The sequence below is a fragment of the Enterobacter cloacae complex sp. 394F7 genome, assembly GCF_057320385.1.
Map to the genome: position 1 here is coordinate 88,468 of NZ_JBXWCS010000005.1, position 26,192 is coordinate 114,659.

Sequence of the window (26,192 nt, forward strand, 5' to 3'; positions counted from 1 at the left end):
CATGATTTAGCCCCACGCTGCTGGGGCTTTTTTATGGCACAATTTCGCATCTCTCTCTGACAAGGACATGTTGTGAACGGTGAACTGATTTGGGTGCTCAGCCTGCTTTTAATCGCCATCATTCTGTTTGCTACAGGCAAAGTGCGCATGGATGCCGTCGCTTTGTTTGTTATCGTTGCGTTTGCGCTGAGCGGTACGCTCACGCTGCCGGAAGCCTTCTCGGGATTTAGCGATCCCAACGTCATTCTGATTGCCGCGCTGTTTATTATCGGCGACGGGCTGGTGCGCACCGGCGTGGCAACCCTCGTGGGGGCATGGCTGGTGAGGGTGGCTGGCAACAGCGAAACCAAAATGCTGATCTACCTCATGCTTACGGTCGCCGGGCTGGGAGCCTTTATGAGCTCGACGGGCGTCGTTGCCATCTTTATCCCGGTGGTGTTGAGCGTCTCCATGCGCATGCAGACCTCACCGTCGCGCCTGATGATGCCCCTGAGCTTTGCCGGGCTCATCAGCGGTATGATGACCCTGGTGGCCACGCCGCCAAACCTGGTGGTCAACAGCGAGCTGATACGTGAAGGGCTGGAGGGCTTTAGCTTCTTCAGCGTCACCCCGCTTGGGCTGGTCATTTTGTTGATGGGTGTGGTGTATATGCTGCTGACTCGCTTCGCCCTGAAAGGCGAGAAGCAGGATAAAACTAAAGATGGCTGGAAACGACGCACCTTCCGCGATTTGATCAAAGAGTACCGTCTGGCCGGCCGCGCCCGCCGTCTGGCTATTCGTCCCGGTTCGCCAATGGTCGGCCAGCGCCTGGATGACCTGAAGCTGCGCGAGCGGTATGGCGCGAACGTGATCGGCGTGGAGCGCTGGCGTCGCTTTCGCCGGGTCATCGTCAACGTGAACGGGGTGTCCGAATTCCGGGCGCGTGACGTTCTGCTGATCGATATGTCCACCGCAGAGGTCGATCTGCGTGAGTTTTGCAGTGAGCAACTGCTGGAGCCGATGGTGCTACGCGGAGAGTATTTCTCCGACCAGGCGCTGGATGTGGGTATGGCGGAAGTGTCGCTGATCCCGGAATCGGAATTGTTGGGCAAAACCGTGCGTGAAATGGGGTTCCGTACCCGCTACGGCCTTAATGTCGTCGGCCTGAAGCGTGATGGCGTGGCGATGGAAGGGGCCGTGGTGGATGAGCCTATCCTGCTGGGCGATATTTTTCTCGTGGTGGGTAACTGGAAGCTTATCAGCCAGCTCGGCCAAAAAGGCCGCGATTTTGTGGTACTCAACATGCCCGTTGAGGAGAGCGATGCCTCTCCGGCCCACAGCCAGGCGCCTCACGCCATTTTTTGTCTGGTGCTGATGGTGGCACTAATGCTCACCGACGAGATCCCGAACCCGGTGGCGGCGATTATTGCCTGCCTGTTAATGGGCAAGTTTCGCTGTATTGATGCCGAGAGCGCCTATAAAGCAATTCACTGGCCAAGCATCATTTTGATTGTCGGGATGATGCCATTCGCCCTTGCCCTGCAAAAAACTGGTGGGGTGGATTTAGTGGTTAAAGGGCTCATGGACATCGGCGGGGGATACGGTCCGTATATGATGATGGTGTGCCTGTTCGTGATGTGCGCCACGATAGGGCTGTTCATTTCCAATACCGCCACGGCGGTGCTGATGGCGCCCATTGCACTGGCGATGGCGAAATCGATGGGTGTGTCGCCGTACCCCTTTGCAATGATGGTGGCGATGGCGGCCTCTGCGGCGTTTATGACGCCGGTCTCTTCGCCGGTTAACACGCTGGTACTGGGGCCGGGGAATTACCGCTTTAGCGATTTCGTGAAGATTGGCGTACCGTTCACCATACTGGTGATGCTGGTATGTGTGGTGCTGATTCCGGTGTTATTCCCGTTTTAGCGTGAGCGCAGAAACGTTGGCCGGGTAAGGCGAAGCCGCCACCCGGCGAAAAATTACAACGGAGAATCCTGGCTGATCTCATCCAGCGATAAATGGAAGCTCGGCACAAACACCTGCATAAAATAATCCATCTCTTCGCTGCGGCGGGATTCCAGCGTTTTTTCCAGACGCGTTTTGGCCAGTAAAAACTCGTTATTCCCCGCAGACAACTCTTCCAGACATTTCAGGTAGGCGCAGAGCGCGTCCGCCTGCTTCACCAGTGACTTTTCCTCTTCCGTATACTGATGTTCGTCAATCAGCGGCTCAAAGACGTCGCGTAGCTCTTCCGGGACCATCTCAATCAGCTTCTGCTGGGCAATCTTCTCAATGGCCTTATATTCCTGTGCAATCTGCGAATTGAAGTATTTCACCGGCGTGGGGAGATCCCCGGTCAGCACTTCGGACGCATCGTGATACATCGCCAGCAGCGCGATACGTTCCGCATTGACCTGACCGTTGAATTTGCGGTTTTTAATGGCCGCAAGGGCATGCGCGACCATCGCAACCTGCAGACTATGTTCTGAGACATTTTCGGTGCGCACATTGCGCATCAAAGGCCAGCGGTTGATGAGTTTCAGGCGGGAGAGGTGGGCAAAAAAATGACTCTGACTCATAGGTTACCTTTTGTCTTCACTGCGACAGACTTCATTGTGCGGGGAGGGGAGGGAAGATGCAAATTTGCGGATTTTGAAGGCCGGGTTAGCGCAGCGCCACCCGGCAGAATGATTGTGTTACTGGTGGTAGCCAGAGAGGAATCGCCCGAAGCGGCTGATGGCCATTTCGAGGTCGTCTTCGCGCGGCAACGTCACGATACGAACGTGATCCGGCCATGGCCAGTTAAAGGCCGTGCCCTGAACCAGCAGCACTTTTTCCTGCAGCAGGAAATCAAGCACCATTTTTTGGTCATCGTGAATGTTGAAGCGCTTCGCGTCGATTTTCGGGAACATGTAAAGCGCACCGTTAGGCTTCACGCATGAGACGCCAGGGATGTCGTTGATCAGCTCCCAGGCGCGGTTACGCTGTTCGTACAGGCGGCCGCCGGGCACGATGAACTCGCTGATGCTCTGATAACCGCCCAGCGCCGTCTGGATCGCGTGCTGAGCCGGAACGTTGGCACACAAACGCATGGAAGCCAGCATCTCCAGCCCTTCAATGTAACCTTTCGCATGTTTTTTCGGGCCGTTCAGGACCATCCAGCCCTGGCGGAAACCGGCCACACGGTAAGTTTTAGACAGGCCGTTAAAGGTGACGGTCAGCAGGTCTGGCGCCAGCGCGGCGATAGAGTGGTGCTGCGCGGCGTCATACAGGATCTTGTCGTAAATTTCATCAGCGAAGATGATCAGGTTATGCTGACGGGCGATCTCCACGATCTCCATCAGCAGCGCTTTAGAGTAGACGGCACCCGTCGGGTTGTTCGGGTTAATAATCACGATGCCGCGCGTACGCGGGGTGATTTTCGCGCGAATATCATCGAGATCCGGGAACCAGTCAGAGGATTCGTCGCAGAGATAGTGCACCGCCTTACCGCTGGAGAGTGATACGGCCGCCGTCCACAGCGGGTAATCCGGGGCGGGTACCAGCATTTCGTCGCCGCTGTTCAGCAATGCCTGCATGGCCTGCACGATCAGCTCAGAGACGCCGTTGCCGATATAAATATCCTCAACGGTAACGTCACGCATACCGCGTGCCTGGTAGTGCTGCATAATGGCTTTGCGTGCGGAGTAGAGTCCTTTTGAATCACAATAGCCTTGTGCAGTAGGCAGGTTGCGGATCACATCAACCAGGATTTCATCCGGCGCTTCAAAACCAAACGGCGCAGGGTTACCAATGTTGAGTTTCAGAACCTTATTGCCTTCTTCTTCCAGGCGTTTTGCCTCTTTGAGAACCGGGCCACGGATGTCGTAACAGACGTTATCTAGCTTGCTGGATTTTTCGATAGGGGACATGAACCTTTAACCTTTTCGCTATTATTGCCGCTCCCTGCCGTGGAAGTCAGCACGGAACAATGTACTCCCCCCTCGCTTCGTTTTGAAGGGTAAACAGAAGAAGATTTTGTGCAATAGAAAAAATTCTGTTGAATCTCTTTCGCTGCCTGCGTTGAAATTTTCTGGTCTAAAGTTATGCATGAAAGCGTTTTATTAGGTTAATTGTGCTGTTAATTTTAATCTTTGTTGCATATTGTGCTATTAAAAATAAAATAGCGGCCAGGGTTAAGGCGGAAGTTTACCTGAGTGACTTTTCGTAAAATCTGAGTGCTTCAATAGATCGCGCTGTAATAGCAGGCTTTGGTTAAAAGTTGCTCATGTGAAATTAATGTTAAGTGTTATTAATGATTGGCCTTAATCTAAATTAAAATTTATTTATTATTAACCTACAAAATGCAACTTTAGTTAATTTTAATAAAATTAGTTTAGAAGCCTAACAACAACCTTTAATCCTGAATATTGCGATAAGACTTATAAATAAAGTGGATTTGAGTTAAGATGTCTTTAAGGAAAGCAGAGGAAAGACGTATGTGATTTGTATATCTTGCCCTGATTTTCTGAATTAATTGATTGTTATTGTTGGAGTTATCTCTGGCTGGCGTGTGCAAAGCACAACCTGCAACGTTGACAGCGCTGCGATAAAGATGGCAGAAAAGGTGTCATACCTTTAATGTAATTTACATTAACCTGCGATCATCTAAATATCCTGAACGTTTAAGAGAATAAAAATAACGTCATGAAACGTGCTTTCTGACTGTTGATATATACACTAAAGCAGCACAATAACTATCTGTCAGGCAGTCTGCCGGGCCGGGATGCGAGGGAAAACTCCAGAAGGAATTGCTTAACTGTTACACACAGCTTCAACCCGGGCAGCTCCGCACGAGCAACCTGAAAGTGAATAGATATGATAAATGCAAATCGTCCGATAATGAATCTCGACCTCGATCTGCTGAGAACGTTTGTTGCGGTCGCAGACCTCAACACTTTTGCAGCAGCTGCTGCCGCAGTTTGCCGAACCCAGTCCGCCGTCAGTCAGCAAATGCAGCGTCTGGAACAACTGGTTGGTAAAGAGCTTTTTGCCCGTCATGGCCGTAATAAGCTCTTAACGGAACACGGTATTCAGCTACTGGGTTATGCCAGGAAAATACTTCGCTTTAATGACGAAGCATGTATGTCATTAATGTTTAGCAACCTTCAGGGTGTGCTAACGTTAGGTGCATCTGATGAGTCAGCGGATACTATATTGCCGTTCCTTCTTAATCGAATCAGTTCGGTTTATCCGAAGCTTGCGCTGGATGTTAGCGTGAAGCGTAATGCTTTTATGATTGAGATGTTAAAAGAGAACGAGGTTGACCTTGTGGTCACCACGCATCGTCCCGGCCAATTTAATTGCCTGACGCTGCGAACGTCTCCTACGCACTGGTATTGCGCGGCGGAATATGTGCTTCAGCAAGGCGAGCCGGTTCCTCTGGTCTTACTGGACGATCCGAGCCCATTCCGCGATATGGTGCTGGCGGCGCTCAACGAGGCCAACATTCCGTGGCGGCTGGCATATGTGGCCTCCACATTGCCTGCCGTTCGCGCAGCGGTCAAAGCCGGCCTTGGCGTAACGGCGCGTCCGGTGGAGATGATGAGCCCGGATCTGCGGGTGCTGGGAAAATCCGATGGACTCCCTCCGCTGCCGGATACGGAGTATCTGCTGTGCCACAACACGTCCAGTAACAACGAGCTGGCGAAAGTGGTGTTCGAAGCAATGGAGAACTACCATAACCCGTGGCAGTTCGAGCATGTTACCCACGAAGGGGGGGATGACTCCCTGATCGTTGAAGGTGACTTTGAGTGATCGAGAGCTCAAAATTCTGGTAACAAAATGTAAGTGTAAAAAAATGCCACTCGCGCTATTTTCGCATGGAGTGGCTTTTTTTTGCACAAATTCTCTCCGCTAAAGCGAGTTAAATGAAAATAGTTCTTAATTATCAATAAGTAAAATGCAGTCGATTAAAGTCTGAACAAATTCTTTCTCACTTCCTTCCCGCGCCCGGCATGTTAATAAAACAGGAAAGATGTTGCCGTTTTACTGGTTGAATTAACAAAAGCGTGTCTCAGATCAAGAAAATACTCCCATTTAGGGGGAGGAATCGTTGGCAAATCCTGTCAAAATAGGAGGGTTATTTTTTTTACTTCCAAAACGGACACGATTCAACAACATGCATTTGACGAAAAGTCAGGTAACCACCAGGGTTAAAGGGCACCAAATGTTAATGAGAATCGCTCGATGTAATTTAATGTGAAGAAACCTTTGTTAAAGTTGACAATAGGTTATAGAAAGGAGTAAAAAACCCCATCATTTTGCTGTCTACGTCTCATTTCTGACAGTTAGTGTAAGGTTATTTGTTCCTCCCCATGAATCGATGTGATGCCCATCTGCCAGCAAGAGCAGTGTCGTTGGTATCACTTTTGATGAGTAAGCAATGAGTATGTCAACATCCACAGAAGTCATCGCTCATCACTGGGCATTCGCAATCTTTCTTATTGTAGCCATTGGCCTGTGCTGCCTGATGTTAGTCGGCGGCTGGTTCCTGGGCGGTCGCGCCCGCGCAAGGCACAAAAACACCCCTTTCGAATCAGGTATTGATTCAGTAGGTTCCGCTCGCTTACGCCTGTCTGCCAAGTTCTATCTGGTAGCCATGTTCTTCGTCATCTTTGACGTGGAAGCGCTTTACCTTTTCGCATGGTCGACCTCCATCCGCGAAAGTGGTTGGGTAGGCTTTGTCGAGGCCGCAATTTTCATTTTAGTGCTACTGGCCGGTCTGGTTTATCTGGTGCGTATTGGCGCGCTTGACTGGACGCCTGCGCGTTCACGTCGTGAACACATCAACCCGGAAAACAGTATCTCTAATCGTCAGCAGTAACAGCGAGGCAATAAGATGGATTATACGCTCACCCGCATAGATCCTAACGGTGAGAATGACCGTTACCCCCTGCAAAAACAGGAGATCGTAACCGACCCCCTGGAGCAAGAAGTCAATAAAAGCGTGTACATGGGCAAGCTCGAACATGCCATGCACGATATGGTCAACTGGGGTCGTAAGAACTCCATCTGGCCATACAACTTTGGCCTTTCCTGCTGCTACGTTGAAATGGTGACGTCATTCACTGCGGTGCATGACGTTGCGCGTTTTGGGGCAGAGGTACTGCGTGCATCCCCACGTCAGGCTGACCTGATGGTGGTGGCCGGTACGTGCTTTACCAAGATGGCACCGGTTATTCAGCGTCTTTATGACCAGATGCTGGAGCCAAAATGGGTTATCTCCATGGGCGCATGTGCAAACTCTGGCGGTATGTACGACATTTATTCCGTTGTGCAGGGCGTAGATAAGTTTATTCCAGTGGATGTATACATCCCCGGTTGCCCGCCACGTCCGGAAGCTTACATGCAAGCGCTGATGCTGCTGCAGGAGTCTATCGGTAAAGAACGCCGCCCGCTGTCGTGGGTTGTTGGCGATCAGGGTGTCTATCGCGCGAACACGCAGTCTGAGCGCGAGCGTAAACGTGGTGAACGTATTGCCGTCACCAACCTGCGTACGCCTGACGAAATTTAATTTGCGCCTGTGGGCCTGGAGAACACCTTCGCATATCACTACTCAAATAGCGCGAAGCCAGGCTTAACAGTCACCACGGACCATTTGCAATGGTGAACAATATGACCGACTTAACCGCGCAAGAAGCCGCCTGGCAGACCCGGGATCATCTGGATGACCCCGTCATTGGCGAACTGCGCAACCGTTTTGGGCCGGATGCCTTTACTGTTCAGGCGACCCGCACCGGGGTACCCGTTGTTTGGGTGAAGCGTGAACAATTGCTGGAAGTTGTCGATTTCCTCAAGAAATTGCCAAAACCTTACGTCATGCTGTTTGACTTACACGGCATGGATGAACGTCTGCGCACGCACCGCCAGGGTCTCCCTGCTGCGGATTTTTCCGTTTTCTACCACCTGATCTCAATAGACCGCAATACGGATATCATGCTCAAGGTGGCATTGTCTGAAAACGACATGCATCTGCCGACGCTCACAAAACTTTTCCCGAACGCCAACTGGTACGAGCGTGAAACCTGGGAAATGTTCGGTATGACCTTCGACGGCCACCCGCATCTGACGCGCATCATGATGCCGCAGACCTGGACCGGCCACCCGCTGCGTAAAGACTACCCGGCACGTGCGACTGAATTCGATCCGTTTGAGCTGACCAAAGCCAAGCAGGATCTGGAGATGGAAGCGCTGACCTTCAAGCCGGAAGACTGGGGCATGAAGCGCGGTACCGAAAACGAGGACTTCATGTTCCTCAACCTCGGTCCAAACCACCCGTCTGCGCACGGTGCATTCCGTATTATTCTTCAGCTTGATGGCGAAGAGATTGTCGACTGCGTTCCGGATATCGGTTACCACCACCGTGGTGCTGAGAAAATGGGCGAGCGTCAGTCCTGGCACAGTTACATTCCGTATACCGACCGTATCGAGTATCTCGGCGGCTGCGTAAACGAAATGCCTTACGTGCTGGCCGTTGAGAAACTGGCAGGCATCACCGTGCCGGATCGCGTTAACGTGATTCGCGTTATGCTGTCAGAACTGTTCCGTATTAACAGCCACCTGCTGTACATCTCCACGTTCATTCAGGACGTTGGCGCGATGACCCCGGTCTTCTTCGCCTTTACCGACCGTCAGAAAATTTACGATCTGGTGGAAGCGATTACCGGTTTCCGTATGCACCCGGCCTGGTTCCGTATCGGCGGTGTGGCACACGATCTGCCGCGCGGCTGGGACCGTCTGCTGCGTGAATTCCTTGACTGGATGCCGAAACGTCTGGCCTCGTATGAGAAAGCCGCGCTGCGTAACTCCATCCTGAAAGGCCGTTCCCAGGGCGTTGCTGCCTACGGCGCGAAAGAGGCGCTGGAGTGGGGGACCACCGGTGCTGGCCTGCGTGCGACCGGTATTGATTTCGACGTGCGTAAAGCGCGTCCTTACTCTGGCTATGAGAACTTCGACTTTGAAGTCCCGGTTGGCGGCGGTGTTTCCGACTGCTATACCCGCGTGATGCTGAAAGTAGAAGAGCTGCGCCAGAGTCTGCGCATCCTTGAGCAGTGCCTCAACAACATGCCGGAAGGCCCGTTCAAGGCGGATCACCCGCTGACGACGCCGCCACCGAAAGAGCGCACGCTGCAACATATCGAAACCCTGATCACCCACTTCCTGCAGGTTTCCTGGGGCCCGGTCATGCCGGCACAAGAATCCTTCCAGATGATCGAAGCGACCAAGGGTATTAACAGTTACTACCTGACCAGTGACGGCAGCACCATGAGCTACCGTACCCGCGTGCGTACGCCGAGCTTTGCGCACCTGCAGCAGATCCCGTCCGCCATCCGCGGCAGTCTGGTCTCCGACCTGATTGTGTATCTGGGTAGTATCGATTTTGTTATGTCAGATGTGGACCGCTAATTATGCACGAGAATCAACAACCACAAACCGAGGCTTTTGAGCTGAGTGAAGCAGAGCGTGCCGCCATTGAGCACGAGATGCACCACTACGAAGACCCGCGTGCGGCGTCCATTGAAGCGCTGAAAATCGTACAGAAACAGCGTGGTTGGGTGCCGGATGGGGCGATCTATGCGATCGCAGAAGTGCTGGGTATCCCGGCCAGTGACGTAGAAGGCGTAGCCACGTTCTACAGCCAGATCTTCCGTCAGCCGGTGGGCCGCCATGTGATCCGCTACTGTGACAGCGTTGTCTGTCACATTACCGGTTATCAGGGCATTCAGGCTGCGATTGAGAAAAAACTCAATATCAAGCCGGGCCAGACCACGTTCGATGGTCGCTTTACTCTGCTGCCAACCTGCTGCCTGGGTAACTGCGACAAGGGGCCGACCATGATGATTGATGAGGATACTCACAGCCATCTGACGCCGGAAGCCATTCCTGACCTGCTGGAGCAGTACAAATGAAAACTGTAATTCGTACTGCTGAGACGCATCCGCTGACCTGGCGTCTGCGCGATGACAAACAGCCGGTATGGCTCGACGAATACCAGAGCAAAAACGGCTATGCCGGGGCGCGTAAAGCCCTGGGCGGCATGGCGCCAGACGACATCGTTAACGCGGTGAAAGAGTCGGGTCTGAAAGGCCGCGGCGGCGCGGGCTTCTCCACCGGTCTGAAGTGGAGCCTGATGCCAAAAGATGAATCCATGAACATCCGTTACCTGCTGTGTAACGCGGATGAAATGGAGCCGGGTACCTATAAAGACCGTCTGCTGATGGAGCAACTGCCGCACCTGCTGGTGGAAGGCATGTTGATCTCCGCGTTCGCGCTGAAAGCGTACCGTGGTTACATCTTCCTGCGCGGTGAGTACATCGAAGCGGCGGAAAACCTGCGTCGCGCGATTGCCGAAGCGACCGAAGCGGGCCTGCTGGGTAAAAATATTCTCGGTACCGGGTTCGACTTCGAGCTGTTCGTGCACACCGGTGCAGGGCGTTATATCTGCGGTGAAGAGACCGCGCTAATTAACTCCCTGGAAGGCCGCCGTGCGAACCCGCGTTCCAAGCCGCCGTTCCCGGCAAGCTCCGGCGTGTGGGGTAAACCGACCTGTGTGAACAACGTCGAAACCCTGTGTAACGTTCCGGCTATCCTCGCCAACGGCGTGGAGTGGTATCAGGGCATCTCCTCAAGCAAAGATGCCGGTACCAAGCTGATGGGCTTCTCCGGCCGCGTGAAAAACCCTGGCGTCTGGGAACTGCCGTTCGGTACCACCGCCCGCGAAATTCTTGAAGACTACGCCGGTGGCATGCGCGATGGCCTGAAATTTAAAGCCTGGCAGCCGGGTGGGGCAGGGACAGACTTCCTGACCGAAGCCCACCTTGATCTGCCGATGGAGTTCGAAAGCATTGGTAAAGCAGGCAGCCGTCTGGGTACGGCGCTGGCGATGGCCGTCGACCACGAGATCGGCATGGTCTCGCTGGTGCGTAACCTGGAAGAGTTCTTCGCCCGTGAGTCCTGCGGCTGGTGTACACCGTGCCGTGACGGTCTGCCGTGGAGCGTGAAGATCCTGCGTGCTATCGAACGCGGCGAAGGCCAGCCTGGTGATATCGAGACACTTGAGCAACTGTGTCGATTCTTAGGGCCGGGCAAAACCTTCTGTGCCCACGCACCGGGTGCCGTCGAGCCGCTGCAGAGCGCGATTAAATATTTCCGCGACGAATTCGAAGCAGGCATCAAGCAGCCGTTCAGCAATACCCATTCAATCAATGGTATTCAGCCGAACCTGCTGAAAGCACGCTGGTAAAAACAGAATTTTGATTAACGCTCGAAGCAATTCGAGACAACTGGAAGCATGCTAATGGCTACGATTCATGTAGACGGCAAAGAATACGAAGTCAACGGGGCGGACAACCTGCTGGAAGCTTGTCTGTCTCTTGGCCTCGATATTCCGTACTTTTGCTGGCATCCGGCGCTGGGCAGCGTCGGTGCTTGCCGCCAGTGTGCGGTGAAGCAATATCAAAACGCGGAAGACACGCGTGGTCGCCTGGTGATGTCCTGTATGACGCCAGCCACCGAAGGCACCTTTATTTCGATTGATGACGAAGAAGCAAAACAGTTCCGTGAAAGCGTTGTGGAATGGTTGATGACCAACCACCCGCACGACTGCCCGGTCTGTGAAGAGGGCGGCAACTGCCACCTTCAGGATATGACCGTAATGACCGGTCACAGCTTCCGTCGCTATCGCTTTACTAAACGTACTCACCGTAACCAGGACCTGGGGCCGTTCATCTCTCACGAAATGAACCGCTGCATCGCCTGCTACCGCTGCGTGCGTTACTACAAAGATTACGCAGACGGTCAGGATCTGGGCGTGTATGGCGCACATGACAACGTCTACTTCGGTCGTCCGGAAGACGGTACGCTTGAGAGCGAATTCTCCGGTAACCTGGTGGAAATCTGTCCGACCGGCGTATTCACCGATAAAACCCACTCCGAGCGTTACAACCGTAAGTGGGACATGCAGTTTGCACCAAGCATCTGCCAGCAGTGTTCGCTGGGCTGTAACACCAGCCCGGGTGAGCGCTACGGCGAACTGCGTCGTATCGAAAACCGTTACAACGGTACCGTAAACCATTACTTCCTGTGCGACCGCGGTCGTTTCGGCTATGGCTATGTGAACCTGAAAGACCGTCCGCGTCAGCCGGTTCAGCGCCGTGGCGACGATTTCATCACCCTGAACGCTGAACAGGCGATGCAGGGTGCGGCAGATATTCTGCGCCAGTCGAAGAAAGTGATCGGTATCGGCTCCCCGCGTGCCAGCATCGAAAGCAACTTCGCGCTGCGTGAGCTGGTGGGGGCGGAAAACTTCTACACCGGTATCGCTCAGGGCGAGCAGGAACGTCTGCAGCTGGTACTGAAAGTGCTGCGCGAAGGCGGTATTCATACCCCTGCGCTGCGCGAAATCGAATCGTATGATGCGGTTCTGGTGCTGGGCGAAGATCTGACGCAGACTGGCGCTCGCGCGGCTCTGGCGGTTCGCCAGGCGGTGAAGGGTAAAGCACGTGAAATGGCAGCGGCACAGAAAGTGGCTGACTGGCAGATTGCGGCAATCCTCAACATCGGCCAGCGCGCGAAGCATCCTCTGTTTGTGACGAACGTCGACAACACCCGTCTGGACGATATCGCCGCGTGGACCTACTGCGCGCCGGTTGAAGATCAGGCGCGTCTTGGCTTTGCCATTGCTCATGCGCTGGACAACAATTCTCCGGCCGTTGAACTGGATCGTGACCTGCAAAGCAAAGTCGACGTGATTGTTCAGGCGCTGGCGGGGGCGAAGAAACCACTGATTATCTCCGGGACTAACGCCGGTAGCGCCGAGATCATTCAGGCTGCAGCGAACGTCGCCAAAGCCCTGAAAGGCCGCGGTGCGGACGTTGGTGTCACCATGATTGCCCGTGCGGTGAACAGCATCGGTCTGGGTATGATTGGCGGCGGCTCGCTGGAAGAAGCGTTAAGCGAACTGGAGTCCGGTGCTGCTGACGCCGTTGTGGTGCTGGAAAATGACCTGCATCGCCATGCCTCTGCCGCGCGCGTTGACGCTGCGCTCTCTAAAGCACCGCTGGTGATGGTAATCGACCATCAGCGCACCGCGATTATGGATAAAGCGCACCTGGTGCTCTCTGCGGCAAGCTTCGCAGAAAGCGACGGTACGGTTATCAACAACGAAGGCCGCGCACAGCGTTTCTTCCAGGTTTATGACCCGGCGTACTACGACAGCAACACCGTGATGCTGGAAAGCTGGCGCTGGCTGCACTCCCTGCACAGCACCGTGCAGAGCCGTGAAGTGGACTGGACGCAGCTCGACCACGTTATCGATGCGGTAGTCGAAAAACTGCCTCAGCTGGCGGGCATTAAAGATGCTGCGCCTGAAGCGAGCTTCCGTATTCGCGGCCAGAAACTGGCGCGTGAACCGCACCGTTACAGTGGCCGTACCGCGATGCGTGCCAATATCAGCGTGCACGAACCACGTCAGCCGCAGGATAAAGACACCATGTTCGCCTTCTCCATGGAAGGGAACAACCAGCCGTCTGCGCCGCGTTCACAGATCCCATTCGCATGGGCACCGGGCTGGAACTCCCCGCAGGCGTGGAACAAGTTCCAGGCGGAAGTGGGCGGTTCACTGCGTCACGGCGATCCGGGCGTGCGTCTGATTGAAGCCTCCGAAACCGGTCTGGACTTCTTCACGACCGTTCCGACGAGCTTCCAGGCGCAGGACGGTAGCTGGCGTATTGCGCCGTACTACCATCTGTTTGGTAGCGACGAGCTGTCCCAGCGTTCACCGGTATTCCAGCAGCGTATGCCGCAGCCGTACATCAAGCTCAACCCGGCAGACGCCGCGAAGCTTGGCGTGAACGCGGGTGCGAACATTGCCTTTAGCTACGAGGGCCAGACCATCAGCCTGCCGCTGATTATCTCTGAAAGCCTGACAGCAGGGCAGGTCGGTCTGCCGATGGGTATGCCTGGCATCGCGCCGGTACTGGCGGGTGCGCGTCTTGATAACCTGCAGGAGGCAAAAGCATGAGTTGGTTAACGCCGGATCTTATCGACATCCTGCTGAGCATTCTGAAAGCGATTGTCATTCTGCTGGTGGTGGTCACCTGTGGTGCGTTCATGAGCTTTGGTGAACGTCGTCTGCTTGGTCTGTTCCAGAACCGTTATGGACCAAACCGCGTTGGCTGGGGTGGTTCACTCCAGCTGGTTGCGGACATGATCAAGATGTTCTTCAAAGAGGACTGGATCCCACGCTTCTCGGATCGCGTGATCTTTACGCTGGCACCGATGATCGCCTTCACCTCGCTGCTGCTGGCGTTTGCTATCGTTCCTGTCAGCCCGACCTGGGTGGTGGCTGACCTGAACATCGGCATTCTGTTCTTCCTGATGATGGCAGGGCTCGCGGTTTACGCGGTACTGTTCGCAGGCTGGTCCAGTAACAACAAATACTCGCTGCTGGGTGCGATGCGTGCTTCCGCGCAGACGCTGAGCTACGAAGTGTTCCTGGGGCTCTCCCTGATGGGCGTGGTGGCACAGGCCGGTTCATTCAACATGACCGACATCGTTAACAACCAGGCCGACATCTGGAACGTTATCCCGCAGTTCTTTGGTTTTGTTACCTTTGCTATCGCGGGCGTGGCGGTGTGTCACCGTCACCCGTTTGACCAGCCAGAAGCCGAACAGGAACTGGCCGACGGTTACCACATTGAATATTCCGGTATGAAATTCGGTCTGTTCTTCGTGGGCGAGTACATCGGTATCGTCACCATTTCCGCGTTGATGGTAACGCTGTTCTTTGGTGGCTGGCATGGCCCGTTCTTACCGCCGTTCATCTGGTTCGCGCTGAAAACCGCGTTCTTCATGATGATGTTCATTTTGATTCGCGCAGCGTTACCGCGTCCGCGTTATGACCAGGTAATGTCCTTCGGCTGGAAAGTGTGCCTGCCGCTGACGCTCGTCAACTTGTTGGTAACGGCGGCTGTCATTCTCTGGCAGCAGCCATAAGGGGCTATAGACCATGACCTTAAAAGAATTACTGGTAGGCTTCGGTACCCAGGTACGCAGTATCTGGATGATCGGCCTGCACGCGTTTGCCAAACGCGAAACCCGGATGTACCCGGAAGAGCCGGTATATCTGCCGCCGCGCTACCGTGGCCGTATCGTGCTGACGCGCGACCCGGACGGCTCCGAGCGCTGCGTTGCCTGTAACCTGTGTGCGGTAGCGTGTCCGGTAGGCTGTATCTCTCTGCAGAAAGCAGAGACGGTAGACGGCCGCTGGTACCCTGAGTTCTTCCGCATCAACTTCTCACGCTGCATCTTCTGTGGTCTGTGTGAAGAAGCGTGCCCAACCACGGCGATTCAGCTCACCCCGGACTTCGAACTGGGTGAGTACAAGCGTCAGGACCTGGTGTACGAGAAAGAGGATCTGCTGATTTCCGGTCCGGGCAAATACCCGGAATATAACTTCTACCGGATGGCGGGTATGGCAATCGACGGCAAAGATAAGGGCGAAGCAGAGAACGAAGCCAAGCCTATCGACGTCAAGAGCCTGTTACCGTAAGGAGAGGGCAATGGAATTCGCTTTTTATATCTGTGGCCTTATCGCCATCCTGGCTACGCTACGAGTGATTACGCACACCAATCCGGTGCATGCGCTGCTGTACTTAATCATTTCGCTGCTGGCTATTTCCGGGGTGTTCTTTGCGCTCGGCGCGCACTTTGCCGGTGCGCTGGAAATCATCGTTTACGCCGGTGCCATCATGGTGCTGTTCGTCTTCGTGGTGATGATGCTGAACCTGGGCGGCTCTGAAATTGAGCAGGAACGTCAGTGGTTAAAACCGCAGGTGTGGATTGGTCCGGCAATTTTGTCGGCCATCATGCTGGTGGTGATTGTTTATGCCATTCTCGGCGTGAACGACCAGGGCATCGACGGTACGCCAATCGGCGCGAAAGAAGTGGGTATCACGCTGTTTGGCCCATACGTTCTGGCGGTTGAACTGGCCTCTATGCTGCTGCTGGCGGGTCTGGTTGTTGCCTTCCACGTTGGCCGCGAAGAGCGTGCTGGTGAGGTGCTGAGCAACCGCACTGACGACCGCGCGAAAAGAAAAACGGAGGAACGCGCATGATCCCCTTAACACATGGACTGATCCTCGCTGCGATTTTATTCGTTCTGGGCTTAACCGGTCTGGTTATCCGCCGCAATCTGCTGTTTATGCTGATCGGTCTGGAAATCATGATTAACGCCTCCGCGCTGGCCTTCGTGGTCGCCGGAAGCTACTGGGGCCAGACCGATGGTCAGGTGATGTACATTCTCGCCATCAGCCTCGCGGCTGCCGAAGCGAGTATTGGCCTGGCGCTGTTGCTGCAGCTCCATCGTCGCCGCCAGAACCTGAACATCGATTCAGTAAGTGAGTTGCGTGGATGAACATGCTTGCCTTAACCATTATTTTTCCGCTGATTGGCTTCGTGCTGCTGGCGTTTTCTCGCGGCCGCTGGTCTGAGAATCTGTCTGCGACCGTCGGCATGGGATCTGTCGGTCTGGCTGCGCTGGTAACAGCGTATGCGGGTATCGATTTCTTCAACAACGGGCGTCAGGCCTTCAGCGTGCCGCTGTGGACCTGGATGTCGGTCGGTGATTTCAACATCGGTTTTAACCTGGTGCTGGATGGTCTCTCGCTGACCATGCTCTCCGTGGTAACCGGCGTGGGCTTCCTGATCCATATGTTCGCCTCCTGGTACATGCGCGGTGAAGAGGGCTACTCCCGCTTCTTCGCCTACACCAACCTGTTTATCGCCAGCATGGTGGTTCTGGTGCTGGCCGATAACCTGCTGCTGATGTATCTGGGCTGGGAAGGCGTGGGTCTCTGTTCGTACCTGCTGATCGGGTTCTACTACACCGATCCGAAGAATGGCGCAGCGGCCATGAAAGCGTTCGTCGTGACCCGTGTGGGTGACGTCTTCCTCGCGTTCGCGCTGTTCATTCTCTACAACGAACTAGGCACGCTGAACTTCCGCGAAATGGTGGAACTGGCGCCTGCACACTTCGCCGCAGGCAACAACATGCTGTGGTGGGCAACGCTGATGCTGCTGGGTGGTGCTGTGGGTAAATCTGCACAGCTGCCGTTGCAGACATGGCTGGCCGACGCGATGGCGGGTCCAACCCCTGTCTCCGCACTGATCCACGCCGCGACCATGGTCACCGCCGGTGTGTACCTGATTGCGCGTACCCATGGCCTGTTCCTGATGACCCCGGAAATTCTGCATCTGGTGGGTATCGTTGGTGCGGTCACGCTGGTGCTGGCAGGCTTTGCCGCGCTGGTACAGACCGACATCAAACGCGTTCTTGCTTATTCCACCATGAGCCAGATTGGCTACATGTTCCTGGCGCTGGGCGTTCAGGCGTGGGACGCGGCGATTTTCCACCTGATGACGCACGCGTTCTTTAAAGCGCTGCTGTTCCTCTCATCCGGTTCCGTGATCCTGGCCTGCCATCACGAGCAGAACATCTTCAAGATGGGCGGACTGCGTAAGTCCATCCCGCTGGTGTATGTCTGCTTCCTGGTGGGCGGCGCGGCGCTGGCGGCACTGCCGCTGATTACTGCGGGCTTCTTCAGTAAGGACGAAATCCTTGCCGGTGCCATGGCGAATGGTCATATCAATCTGATGGTTGCGGGTCTGGTCGGTGCGTTTATGACCTCCCTGTATACCTTCCGTATGATTTTCATCGTATTCCACGGTAAAGAACAAATTCACGCTCATGCAGGGAAGGGAATTACTCACCACCTGCCGCTGATTGTGCTGCTGGTCCTGTCCACCTTCGTTGGCGCGATGATTGTGCCGCCGCTGCAGGGTGTACTGCCAGACACCACCGAGCTTGAGCACGGCCGCGTTCTGACGCTTGAAATCACCTCTGGTGTGGTCGCTATCGCGGGTATCCTGATTGCTGCATGGCTGTGGCTGGGCAAACGCACGCTGGTGACTGCCGTTGCCAACAGTGCGCCAGGCCGCCTGCTGGGCACCTGGTGGTACAACGCGTGGGGCTTCGACTGGCTGTACGACATGATCTTCGTTAAGCCGTTCCTGGGCATTGCGTGGCTGCTGAAGCGCGACCCACTGAACAGCCTGATGAATATCCCGGCGATCCTCTCCCGCTTTGCAGGTAAAGGCCTGCTGTACAGCGAGAACGGTTACCTGCGCTGGTATGTGGCGTCCATGAGCATCGGTGCGGTTGTCGTGCTGGCGCTGCTGATGGTGTTGCGTTGATCGTAAAGTGAATTTTATTCGAATTCGTTGAAAATCAGGCCCCTTCTGGGGGCCTTAAAAAGGAATGTAAATCGCCATGTTACTACCCTGGCTAATATTAATTCCCTTCATCGGCGGCTTCCTGTGCTGGCAGACTGAACGCTTTGGCGTGAAGATGCCGCGCTGGATCGCGCTGATCACCATGGGATTGACGCTCGCGCTTGGTCTGCAACTTTGGTTGCAGGGTGGCTACTCCCTGACCCAGTCTGCAGGCATTCCGCAGTGGCAGTCTGAGTTTATCCTGCCTTGGATCCCGCGTTTCGGCATTACGATCCACCTGGCGATTGACGGTCTGTCGCTGCTGATGGTGGTGCTGACCGGTCTGCTCGGCGTCCTGGCGGTACTTTGCTCCTGGCGAGAAATCGAAAAATACCAGGGCTTCTTCCACCTGAACCTGATGTGGATCCTGGGCGGCGTAATCGGCGTGTTCCTTGCCATCGACATGTTCCTGTTCTTCTTCTTCTGGGAGATGATGCTGGTGCCGATGTACTTCCTGATCGCGCTGTGGGGCCATAAGGCGTCCGACGGTAAAACGCGTATCACGGCGGCCACCAAGTTCTTCATCTATACCCAGGCGAGTGGTCTGGTGATGCTGATTGCCATTCTGGCGCTGGTGTTTGTGCACCACAATGCGACCGGTGTCTGGACCTTCAACTATGAAGACCTGCTGAAGACCCCGATGTCTCACGGTGTGGAATACCTGCTGATGCTCGGCTTCTTCATCGCCTTCGCGGTGAAAATGCCGGTAGTACCGCTGCACGGCTGGCTGCCAGATGCGCACTCTCAGGCGCCAACCGCAGGTTCTGTTGACCTGGCGGGCATCTTGCTGAAAACGGCAGCCTACGGTCTGCTGCGTTTCGCGCTGCCACTGTTCCCGAACGCGTCCGCTGAGTTCGCACCGATTGCCATGTGGCTGGGTGTGATTGGTATCTTCTACGGTGCCTGGATGGCGTTCACGCAGTACGACATCAAACGTCTGATTGCGTACACCTCCGTTTCCCACATGGGCTTCGTGCTGATTGCTATCTACACCGGCAGCCAGCTGGCGTACCAGGGCGCGGTGATCCAGATGATTGCGCACGGTCTGTCCGCAGCCGGTCTCTTCATCCTCTGTGGTCAGCTGTACGAACGTCTGCACACCCGTGACATGCGTATGATGGGCGGTCTGTGGAGCAAAATTAAGTGGCTGCCGGCGCTGTCCATGTTCTTCGCGGTGGCGACCCTGGGTATGCCAGGTACCGGTAACTTCGTCGGCGAATTTATGATTCTGTTCGGCAGCTTCAAAGTGGTACCGATGATTACCGTCATCTCCACCTTTGGTCTGGTGTTCGCGTCTGTCTACTCGCTGGCGATGCTGCACCGTGCTTACTTCGGTAAAGCGAAGAGCGAAATTGCTGCACAAGAACTGCCGGGGATGTCGCTGCGTGAGCTGTTCATCATCCTGCTGCTGGTCGTACTGCTGGTGCTGCTGGGCTTCTTCCCGCAGCCGATTCTGGATACCTCGCACTCCGCGATGGGTAATATCCAGCAGTGGTTTGTTAATTCTGCTTCTACTACAAGGCCGTAATTCGCCATGACAATAACTCCACAACAACTGATCGCGCTGCTACCGCTGCTGATCGTCGGATTGACGGTGGTGGTTGTGATGCTCTCCATTGCGTGGCGACGCAATCACTTCCTGAATGCCACGCTGTCGGTCATCGGACTGAACGCTGCGTTAGTCTCTCTCTGGTTTGTTGGCCAGGGCGGGGCGATGGACGTCACCCCGCTGATGCGCGTTGACGGCTATGCCATGCTGTACACAGGGCTGGTTCTGCTGGCGAGCCTGGCGACCTGTACCTTTGCCTATCCGTGGCTCGAAGGCTACAACGACAACAAAGAAGAGTTTTACCTGCTGGTTCTGATTGCCGCGCTGGGCGGCATTCTGCTGGCGAATGCGAACCATCTGGCTGCGCTGTTCCTCGGCATTGAGCTTATCTCTCTGCCGCTGTTCGGTCTGATTGGTTATGCCTTCCGTCAGAAGCGCTCTCTGGAAGCGAGCATCAAGTACACCATCCTGTCTGCTGCAGCCTCGTCCTTCCTGCTGTTTGGTATTGCGCTGCTGTACGCACAGACCGGTAACCTTTCGTTTATGGCGCTTGGTAAGAGCCTCGGCGACGGCATGCTGCACGAGCCGCTGCTGCTGGCGGGTCTGGGCATGATGATTGTTGGCCTCGGCTTTAAACTCTCTCTGGTTCCGTTCCACCTGTGGACCCCGGACGTTTACCAGGGCGCACCGGCGCCGGTTTCTACCTTCCTGGCGACGGCGAGCAAAATCGCCATCTTCGGTGTGGTCATGCGCCTGTTCCTGTACGCACCGGTAGGTGACAGCGAAGCAGTTCGCACGGTGCTGGGGATTATCGCGTTCGTCTCCATCATCTTTGGTAACCTGATGGCGCTGAGCCAGACCAACATTAAACGTCTGCTGGGTTACTCTTCCATCTCTCATCTGGGCTACCTGCTGGTGGCACTGATTGCGCTGCAGAGCGGTGAGATGTCGATGGAAACCGTAGGCGTTTACTTGGCCGGTTACCTGTTCAGCAGCCTCGGCGCGTTCGGCGTGGTGAGCCTGATGTCCAGCCCGTACCGTGGCCCGGATGCAGATTCACTGTTCTCCTACCGTGGCCTGTTCTGGCACCGTCCGATCCTGTCTGCGGTGATGACCGTGATGATGCTCTCTCTGGCGGGTATCCCAATGACGCTGGGCTTCATCGGTAAGTTCTACGTGCTGGCTGTCGGTGTGCAGGCGCACCTGTGGTGGCTGACTGCGGGCGTGGTTATCGGCTCGGCAATCGGTCTGTACTACTATCTGCGTGTGGCCGTGAGCCTGTACCTGAGCGCGCCTCAGCAGCTCAACCGTGACGCACCAGGCAACTGGCAGTACAGCGCCGGTGGTATTGTGGTGCTGATCTCCGCGTTGCTGGTGCTAATCTTCGGTATCTATCCGCAGCCGCTGATTGATATCGTGCAGCGAGCAATGCCATTAATGTAAAAGCAAAAAACCCGCCTCGGCGGGTTTTTTTATGGTTTTCGCCCTCTCCCTGTGGGCTGAGGGATCTCCAGTAATTTTTTACCAAAAGCGATGAATGTTGCTTCAGGAAAATGAATAACTTACAGCGATGCCCTGGTCCGGCTGTAAATCGCTGAGGCGTTTCCTGCAGGCCGGGGCGAGGCGCATGGATGCGCCGAGAGGGCGGCTTTACAGGGATGTTACATCCGCCCGTCCCCGATAAGCCGGAAGGAATAAGCCGAAGGCACCGCGCAGCGGCGATTTACCGCCGGGAGCCCGGGTCGCCAGGGCGGCGGCGATTGAGCCGCCCTGGCACGTTCACGGGTCATGTTGTTACAGAGTAGCAAGGAACATAAAGTGAACGGAATTACCCCTACAGCCGTATGTTCCCCCTCACCCCAACCCTCTCCCTCAAGGGAGAGGGGGTCCTCCGTGCAGGCATTAATTTATGGGGATCCCTCAGCCCGCACCAGACTTAAGCCAGCTGTTTCCTGCTAATCAACGGCCCGTCAATCTTCTTCATCGAACGGTCCAGCACCTCTTCAATCACCGACGACAGCTCGTTCAGCTCAAACTTCGCCACGTAGCCGTCGGCCTTCACTTTACGAATATGATCTTCGTTGGCGTTGCCCGAAAGCGAAGAGTGGATCACAACAGGAATATCTTTCAACAGCGGGTCAGTTTTGATTTTGCGCGTCAGCGTGAAACCGTCCATCTCTGGCATTTCGAGGTCGGTCAGCACCAGGGCAATTTTATCGGTGATCGGCACCCCTTCAGCCTGCGCTTGCGCGGCCAGCACGCCAATTTTCTCCCATGCGTCTTTACCGGTGATATGCAGCTGCGCCGGGATCTCCATAGCCTGTAATCCCTTCTCCAGCATGGAGCGCGCGACTTTGGAATCTTCCGCCACAATCGCCACAGCACCAGGCTTGATGTGGAACTTAGTGGTCTGCAGATCCGTAGCGTGCAGATCGTGGTTGGCCGGCGTGATGTCATACAGGATCTGCTCAACGTCCAGCACCATCGCCAGCTCGTTGGTATCGGTCTTTTCGTCCAGACAGGCGATACTGGTGATGTAACGTCCGCTGACGGCGGTTTCCGCCGCGTGAACCTGCTTCCAGTCGAGGCGCATGATGTTCTCAACCGATTCCACCGCAAACGCCTGCACGCTGCGGGCATATTCGGTGATCAGCAGGATGTTGAGCCCCGTCGTCGGCTTACAGCCCGCCACGGCGGCCAGGTCGATCACCGGGATCACCTGATCGCGGATATTCACCATCCCCATCAGCGGGGACTTCATCCCTGCGGGTTTGGTGAACTCCGGCATCGGCACAATTTCACGCAGCTTAAAGACGTTAATGCCAAACAGCTCGGATTTATTTTCATTCAGAGACGTGCCCAGACGGAACAGCAACAGCTCAAAACGATTCGACAGGGTGAGATTTGCCCTGTCATCAATATCTTTCTGGAAATTATCCATTCTACCCTCAAGTGAAATGCTGCCCTTTTAATCGTTATCGGCATCCTGAGAGAAAAATGAAGGACTAAACGCTGACCTTAGTGAAATCGTTGGCCAGCTCACATGCCGGGAATACGTCGCGGCACTCTGCCAGCAGTTTTTCACAGCCGCGGGCGTCATAGCGCGAGCTGACATGGGTGACAATCAATCTTCCGACGTTCGCTTCACGGGCAAGCGCCGCCGCCTGACGTGTTGAGCTGTGACCCCGGCTGTTGGCTTTCTCTTCCATCGCCGTTTCAAGCGTGGCTTCGTGCACCATCACATCCACCTCTCGCGCCAGTTGCAGGGCCGCAGGGCAGGGCGCGGTATCGCCAAAAATCGCCAGTTTTTTCCCTGGCTGCGGTGGGGCGAGATAGTCCTGGCCATTAATCATGCGGCCGTCCTCAAGCGTGACGGTATCGCCCTGTTTCAGTCGCTGGAAAAGCGGTCCGGGCTTCACACCAGCGGCAATCAGCGCAGCGGCGTCGAGCGCGCCGGGCTTATCATGCGCTTCAATGCGGTAGCCATAGCACTCAACCGGATGATTCAGCGGCCGGGCGGTGACGGTATAGTCCCCGTCATCCAAAACCAGCCCCTCGGTTATCTCGATCACCTCCAGCGGATAATCTGTCCACGACCCGCTCAGGCGCAGCGTGGTTTCAACAAACTCACCAGTACCCGCCGGCCCGTAAATCGTCAGCGGGTTGGCATTACCCGCCATCGAACGACTGCACAGCAGGCCCGGCAGGCCAAACAGGTGATCGCCATGCAGATGCGTGATAAAGATCTTATCCAGCTTACCGGGATGATAAGCGGTGTGTAACAGCTGATGCTGCGTTCCTTCGCCACAGTCAAACAGCCACAGTCCACCACGGGTTGGGTGCTGCAGATCCAGCAGGATCGCGGTCACGTTTCGTGTGCGTGTTGGCACGCCAGCGGACGTACCCAGAAAAATCAGTTCCATAACGCAATCAGCCCTTTGCCGAATGGGGGAGGGTTTAGTATAACGTGATGAACCCAGGAAGGAGACCGACATGATCCAGTGGCAAGATTTACACCATAGTGAACTCACCGTTCAGACACTGTACGCCCTGCTCAAACTGCGCTGCGAAGTGTTTGTTGTGGAACAAACCTGCCCGTATCAGGACATCGATGGTGATGATCTGGTGGGCGAGAACCGTCATATTCTCGGCTGGAGGGATAACGAGCTGGTGGCGTATGCGAGGATTCTGAAAAGCGAGGACGATTTTGAGCCTGTCGTTATTGGTCGCGTCATTATTAGCGGCAAGGCGCGCGGTGAAAAACTGGGCTATCAGCTGATGGAAAAAACGCTGGAGGCATGCCAAAAACAGTGGCCAGACAAGGCGTTATACCTTGGCGCACAGGCGCACCTTCAGTCTTTCTACGGCCACTTTGGCTTTATGCCGGTCACGGACGTGTACGACGAAGACGGCATTCCTCATATCGGTATGGCGCGGGAAGTGAAACAGGCGTAATGGCAGGTCGTTGGCTATAGTTAGCGGACTGGTGTACTAACATGGAGAAAAATATGTCATTTCAATCCTGGGATACCCGTGTCGATGACGACCTGACGTTACTGAGCGAAACGCTGGAAGAGGTGTTACGTTCGTCCGGCGACCCTGCCGATCAGAAATATATCGAACTCAAGGCACGTGCCGAACAGGCGCTACATGACGTCAAAACCCGCGTCAGCCATGCGTCCGACAATTACTACTACCGCGCAAAAAAAGCGGTGTATCGCGCCGATGATTACGTCCATGAAAAACCGTGGCAAGGCATTGGTGTCGGAGCGGCGGTGGGGCTGGTGCTGGGGCTGCTTCTGGCCCGTCGTTAACCCCTGAATCGGACGCTTAACCCCTCCCTATACGTGGGTACTGATATTTCTGATGGTACCCCGTATACTAAGCGTTTTTACAGGGAGAGGTTCGCGTGCATTCGATTTCCAACGCGCTGGAACGTCTGCGTACTCAGCTTGCGCAAGCGTTACCCGCTACACCCGGCTTACGTCACGTTGACGTCTCTTTCCCGTTAAACGACGCTTTCGACCCTCTCGCCTGGCTTGGTGCTCAGTGCCTCTTTCCCCAGTTTTACTGGCAGCAGCGTAACGGTGATGAAGAGCTGGCTGCGCTGGGCGCCGTCATCCATTTTTCCTCCCTGGCTCAGGCTTCGCAGTTTTTACAGCAACAGCCTGTAGCGAACGACACGCGGATCTGCGGCCTGAATGCCTTCACCCCGGAGCAGGGCAGTCTCTTTTTACCCCGCCTGCTGTGGCGACGTTCTGCCGGGACCGCCACGTTGCGTCTGCAGCTGTGGAGTGACCGTTCCCTTCAGGAGGATGCCGACGCGGCGCTGGCGTTCTTACAGCAGCTTCGCGATGCCCGCCCAATCCGCCCGCTCTCCGCCCAGGTTGTGCAGGAGACCCATCAGCCGCAAAAACCGGAATGGCTACGCCTTATCCGCCAGGCGACAGAAACCATTGCGCGCGGTGATGTCGAAAAGGTGGTGCTCGCCCGGGCAACCGATCTGCAGTTCAGTCAGCCGGTGAATGCCGTGGCGCTGATGGCGGCCAGCCGTGCCCTGAATCTGAACTGCTATCATTTCTGCATGGTTTTCGATGCCAGCAACGCGTTTCTTGGCTCCACACCTGAACGGCTGTGGCGGCGGCGCGGCAACCTGCTGCGTACCGAAGCGCTGGCCGGTACCGTCGCCAGCCATCCCGATGACAAGCAGGCCCGCCTTCTGGGCGACTGGCTGATGAACGATGATAAAAACCAGCGTGAAAACATGCTGGTGGTAGAGGATATCTGCCAGCGGCTGCAGCACCATACCCGGACGCTGGAGGTCCTGCCAGCACAGGTTATGCGGTTGCGCAAAGTGCAGCATCTTCGCCGCTGCATCTGGACCGAGCTCAAGCATGCGGATGATGAGCAATGTCTGCATGTGCTGCAGCCGACGGCTGCGGTTGCCGGGTTACCGCGCCAGCCAGCACGCGAATTTATACACCGCGTTGAACCTTTCGACCGGGAATGGTATGCCGGATCCGCCGGATATCTGTCGCCAGAACAAAGCGAGTTCTGCGTGGCCCTGCGCTCGGCGCGCGTTCATGACGCCACCGTCCGTCTTTACGCCGGGGCGGGGATCGTCAGCGGTTCCGATCCGGAACAGGAATGGCAGGAGATCGAAAATAAAGCCGCAGGCTTGCGCTCTCTGCTCCTGAAGGATTAGTACTGATTCGCGCAATCCCGATTCATATCAAAATTCTATTTTTTTCTATTATTTATACTGTGTCGCATTCTTGATACCGGACAATCT

At 55.3% G+C, this 26,192-nt stretch carries 22 protein-coding genes; 18 read left to right on the top strand and 4 right to left on the bottom strand.

Annotated elements, in window-relative coordinates; genetic code table 11:
- The first annotated feature begins 72 nt into the window (after positions 1–72).
- Complete coding sequence (locus tag AC2FAK_RS09375; RefSeq protein ID WP_020690639.1) at positions 73–1,905, top strand: SLC13 family permease; 1,833 nt, start codon at positions 73–75, stop codon at positions 1,903–1,905.
- Positions 1,906–1,958: 53 nt separating this feature from the next.
- On the opposite strand, the gene yfbR is transcribed toward AC2FAK_RS09375, so the two are convergent.
- On the bottom strand, positions 1,959–2,558 hold the full coding sequence (yfbR, locus tag AC2FAK_RS09380) for a 5'-deoxynucleotidase (protein WP_013098110.1): 600 nt from the start codon (positions 2,556–2,558) through the stop codon (positions 1,959–1,961).
- Between the two features lie 117 nt (positions 2,559–2,675).
- Positions 2,676–3,890, bottom strand: a complete 1,215-nt coding sequence (gene alaA, locus AC2FAK_RS09385) for an alanine transaminase AlaA (RefSeq protein ID WP_013098109.1) — start codon at positions 3,888–3,890, stop codon at positions 2,676–2,678.
- A 946-nt stretch (positions 3,891–4,836) separates the two neighbouring features.
- Between alaA and lrhA the strand changes: the two genes are divergently transcribed.
- The 14 genes from lrhA to nuoN all read left to right on the top strand — a co-directional run bounded on the left by lrhA (position 4,837) and on the right by nuoN (position 21,343).
- Positions 4,837–5,775, top strand: coding sequence for a transcriptional regulator LrhA (gene lrhA, locus AC2FAK_RS09390; protein ID WP_029881734.1), 939 nt, complete (start codon positions 4,837–4,839; stop codon positions 5,773–5,775).
- A 628-nt stretch (positions 5,776–6,403) separates the two neighbouring features.
- Positions 6,404–6,844 (top strand): NADH-quinone oxidoreductase subunit NuoA, encoded by a 441-nt coding sequence (nuoA, locus tag AC2FAK_RS09395; RefSeq protein ID WP_014171000.1) that lies wholly within the window; start codon positions 6,404–6,406, stop codon positions 6,842–6,844.
- Between the two features lie 15 nt (positions 6,845–6,859).
- Positions 6,860–7,534: an NADH-quinone oxidoreductase subunit NuoB gene (gene nuoB / locus AC2FAK_RS09400; protein WP_095455036.1), complete on the top strand. Its 675-nt coding sequence runs from the start codon at positions 6,860–6,862 to the stop codon at positions 7,532–7,534.
- 89 nt (positions 7,535–7,623) lie between these two features.
- Positions 7,624–9,426: an NADH-quinone oxidoreductase subunit C/D gene (gene nuoC / locus AC2FAK_RS09405; protein ID WP_013098106.1), complete on the top strand. Its 1,803-nt coding sequence runs from the start codon at positions 7,624–7,626 to the stop codon at positions 9,424–9,426.
- A 2-nt stretch (positions 9,427–9,428) separates the two neighbouring features.
- Complete coding sequence (gene nuoE / locus AC2FAK_RS09410) at positions 9,429–9,929, top strand: NADH-quinone oxidoreductase subunit NuoE (RefSeq protein ID WP_003861486.1); 501 nt, start codon at positions 9,429–9,431, stop codon at positions 9,927–9,929.
- Positions 9,926–11,263 (top strand): NADH-quinone oxidoreductase subunit NuoF, encoded by a 1,338-nt coding sequence (gene nuoF, locus AC2FAK_RS09415; RefSeq protein WP_003861487.1) that lies wholly within the window; start codon positions 9,926–9,928, stop codon positions 11,261–11,263. The genes nuoE and nuoF overlap by 4 nt, the downstream gene beginning before the upstream one ends.
- Before the next feature lie 54 nt (positions 11,264–11,317).
- Positions 11,318–14,041 (top strand): NADH-quinone oxidoreductase subunit NuoG, encoded by a 2,724-nt coding sequence (gene nuoG, locus AC2FAK_RS09420; protein WP_047023806.1) that lies wholly within the window; start codon positions 11,318–11,320, stop codon positions 14,039–14,041.
- Positions 14,038–15,015, top strand: coding sequence for an NADH-quinone oxidoreductase subunit NuoH (nuoH, locus tag AC2FAK_RS09425; protein WP_013098104.1), 978 nt, complete (start codon positions 14,038–14,040; stop codon positions 15,013–15,015). The genes nuoG and nuoH overlap by 4 nt, the downstream gene beginning before the upstream one ends.
- A gap of 13 nt (positions 15,016–15,028) precedes the next feature.
- Complete coding sequence (gene nuoI, locus AC2FAK_RS09430) at positions 15,029–15,571, top strand: NADH-quinone oxidoreductase subunit NuoI (RefSeq protein ID WP_003861491.1); 543 nt, start codon at positions 15,029–15,031, stop codon at positions 15,569–15,571.
- Positions 15,572–15,581: 10 nt separating this feature from the next.
- A complete protein-coding gene (nuoJ, locus tag AC2FAK_RS09435) occupies positions 15,582–16,136 on the top strand; it encodes an NADH-quinone oxidoreductase subunit J (protein WP_008500212.1) in 555 nt (184 codons plus the stop codon).
- Positions 16,133–16,435, top strand: a complete 303-nt coding sequence (gene nuoK / locus AC2FAK_RS09440; protein ID WP_003861496.1) for an NADH-quinone oxidoreductase subunit NuoK — start codon at positions 16,133–16,135, stop codon at positions 16,433–16,435. The genes nuoJ and nuoK overlap by 4 nt, the downstream gene beginning before the upstream one ends.
- Complete coding sequence (gene nuoL, locus AC2FAK_RS09445; RefSeq protein ID WP_014832758.1) at positions 16,432–18,273, top strand: NADH-quinone oxidoreductase subunit L; 1,842 nt, start codon at positions 16,432–16,434, stop codon at positions 18,271–18,273. The genes nuoK and nuoL overlap by 4 nt, the downstream gene beginning before the upstream one ends.
- 76 nt (positions 18,274–18,349) lie before the next feature.
- Complete coding sequence (nuoM, locus tag AC2FAK_RS09450; protein WP_013098102.1) at positions 18,350–19,879, top strand: NADH-quinone oxidoreductase subunit M; 1,530 nt, start codon at positions 18,350–18,352, stop codon at positions 19,877–19,879.
- Positions 19,880–19,885: 6 nt separating this feature from the next.
- Complete coding sequence (gene nuoN, locus AC2FAK_RS09455) at positions 19,886–21,343, top strand: NADH-quinone oxidoreductase subunit NuoN (protein ID WP_014832756.1); 1,458 nt, start codon at positions 19,886–19,888, stop codon at positions 21,341–21,343.
- 493 nt (positions 21,344–21,836) lie between these two features.
- Here the strand turns inward: nuoN and AC2FAK_RS09460 are convergent, their stop codons facing one another.
- Positions 21,837–22,841: a chemotaxis protein gene (locus AC2FAK_RS09460; protein WP_047023807.1), complete on the bottom strand. Its 1,005-nt coding sequence runs from the start codon at positions 22,839–22,841 to the stop codon at positions 21,837–21,839.
- A 64-nt stretch (positions 22,842–22,905) separates the two neighbouring features.
- Positions 22,906–23,823 carry a ribonuclease BN gene (rbn, locus tag AC2FAK_RS09465; protein WP_095455035.1) on the bottom strand — a complete coding sequence of 306 codons (918 nt, stop codon included), beginning with the start codon at positions 23,821–23,823 and terminating at the stop codon, positions 22,906–22,908.
- A gap of 70 nt (positions 23,824–23,893) precedes the next feature.
- Between rbn and AC2FAK_RS09470 the strand changes: the two genes are divergently transcribed.
- The 3 genes from AC2FAK_RS09470 to menF all read left to right on the top strand — a co-directional run bounded on the left by AC2FAK_RS09470 (position 23,894) and on the right by menF (position 26,105).
- Positions 23,894–24,355 carry a GNAT family N-acetyltransferase gene (locus AC2FAK_RS09470; RefSeq protein ID WP_038983959.1) on the top strand — a complete coding sequence of 154 codons (462 nt, stop codon included), beginning with the start codon at positions 23,894–23,896 and terminating at the stop codon, positions 24,353–24,355.
- A 53-nt stretch (positions 24,356–24,408) separates the two neighbouring features.
- Positions 24,409–24,714, top strand: a complete 306-nt coding sequence (gene elaB / locus AC2FAK_RS09475) for a stress response protein ElaB (protein WP_028028061.1) — start codon at positions 24,409–24,411, stop codon at positions 24,712–24,714.
- 95 nt (positions 24,715–24,809) lie between these two features.
- On the top strand, positions 24,810–26,105 hold the full coding sequence (menF, locus tag AC2FAK_RS09480) for an isochorismate synthase MenF (protein ID WP_038983961.1): 1,296 nt from the start codon (positions 24,810–24,812) through the stop codon (positions 26,103–26,105).
- Positions 26,106–26,192: the final 87 nt, after the last annotated feature.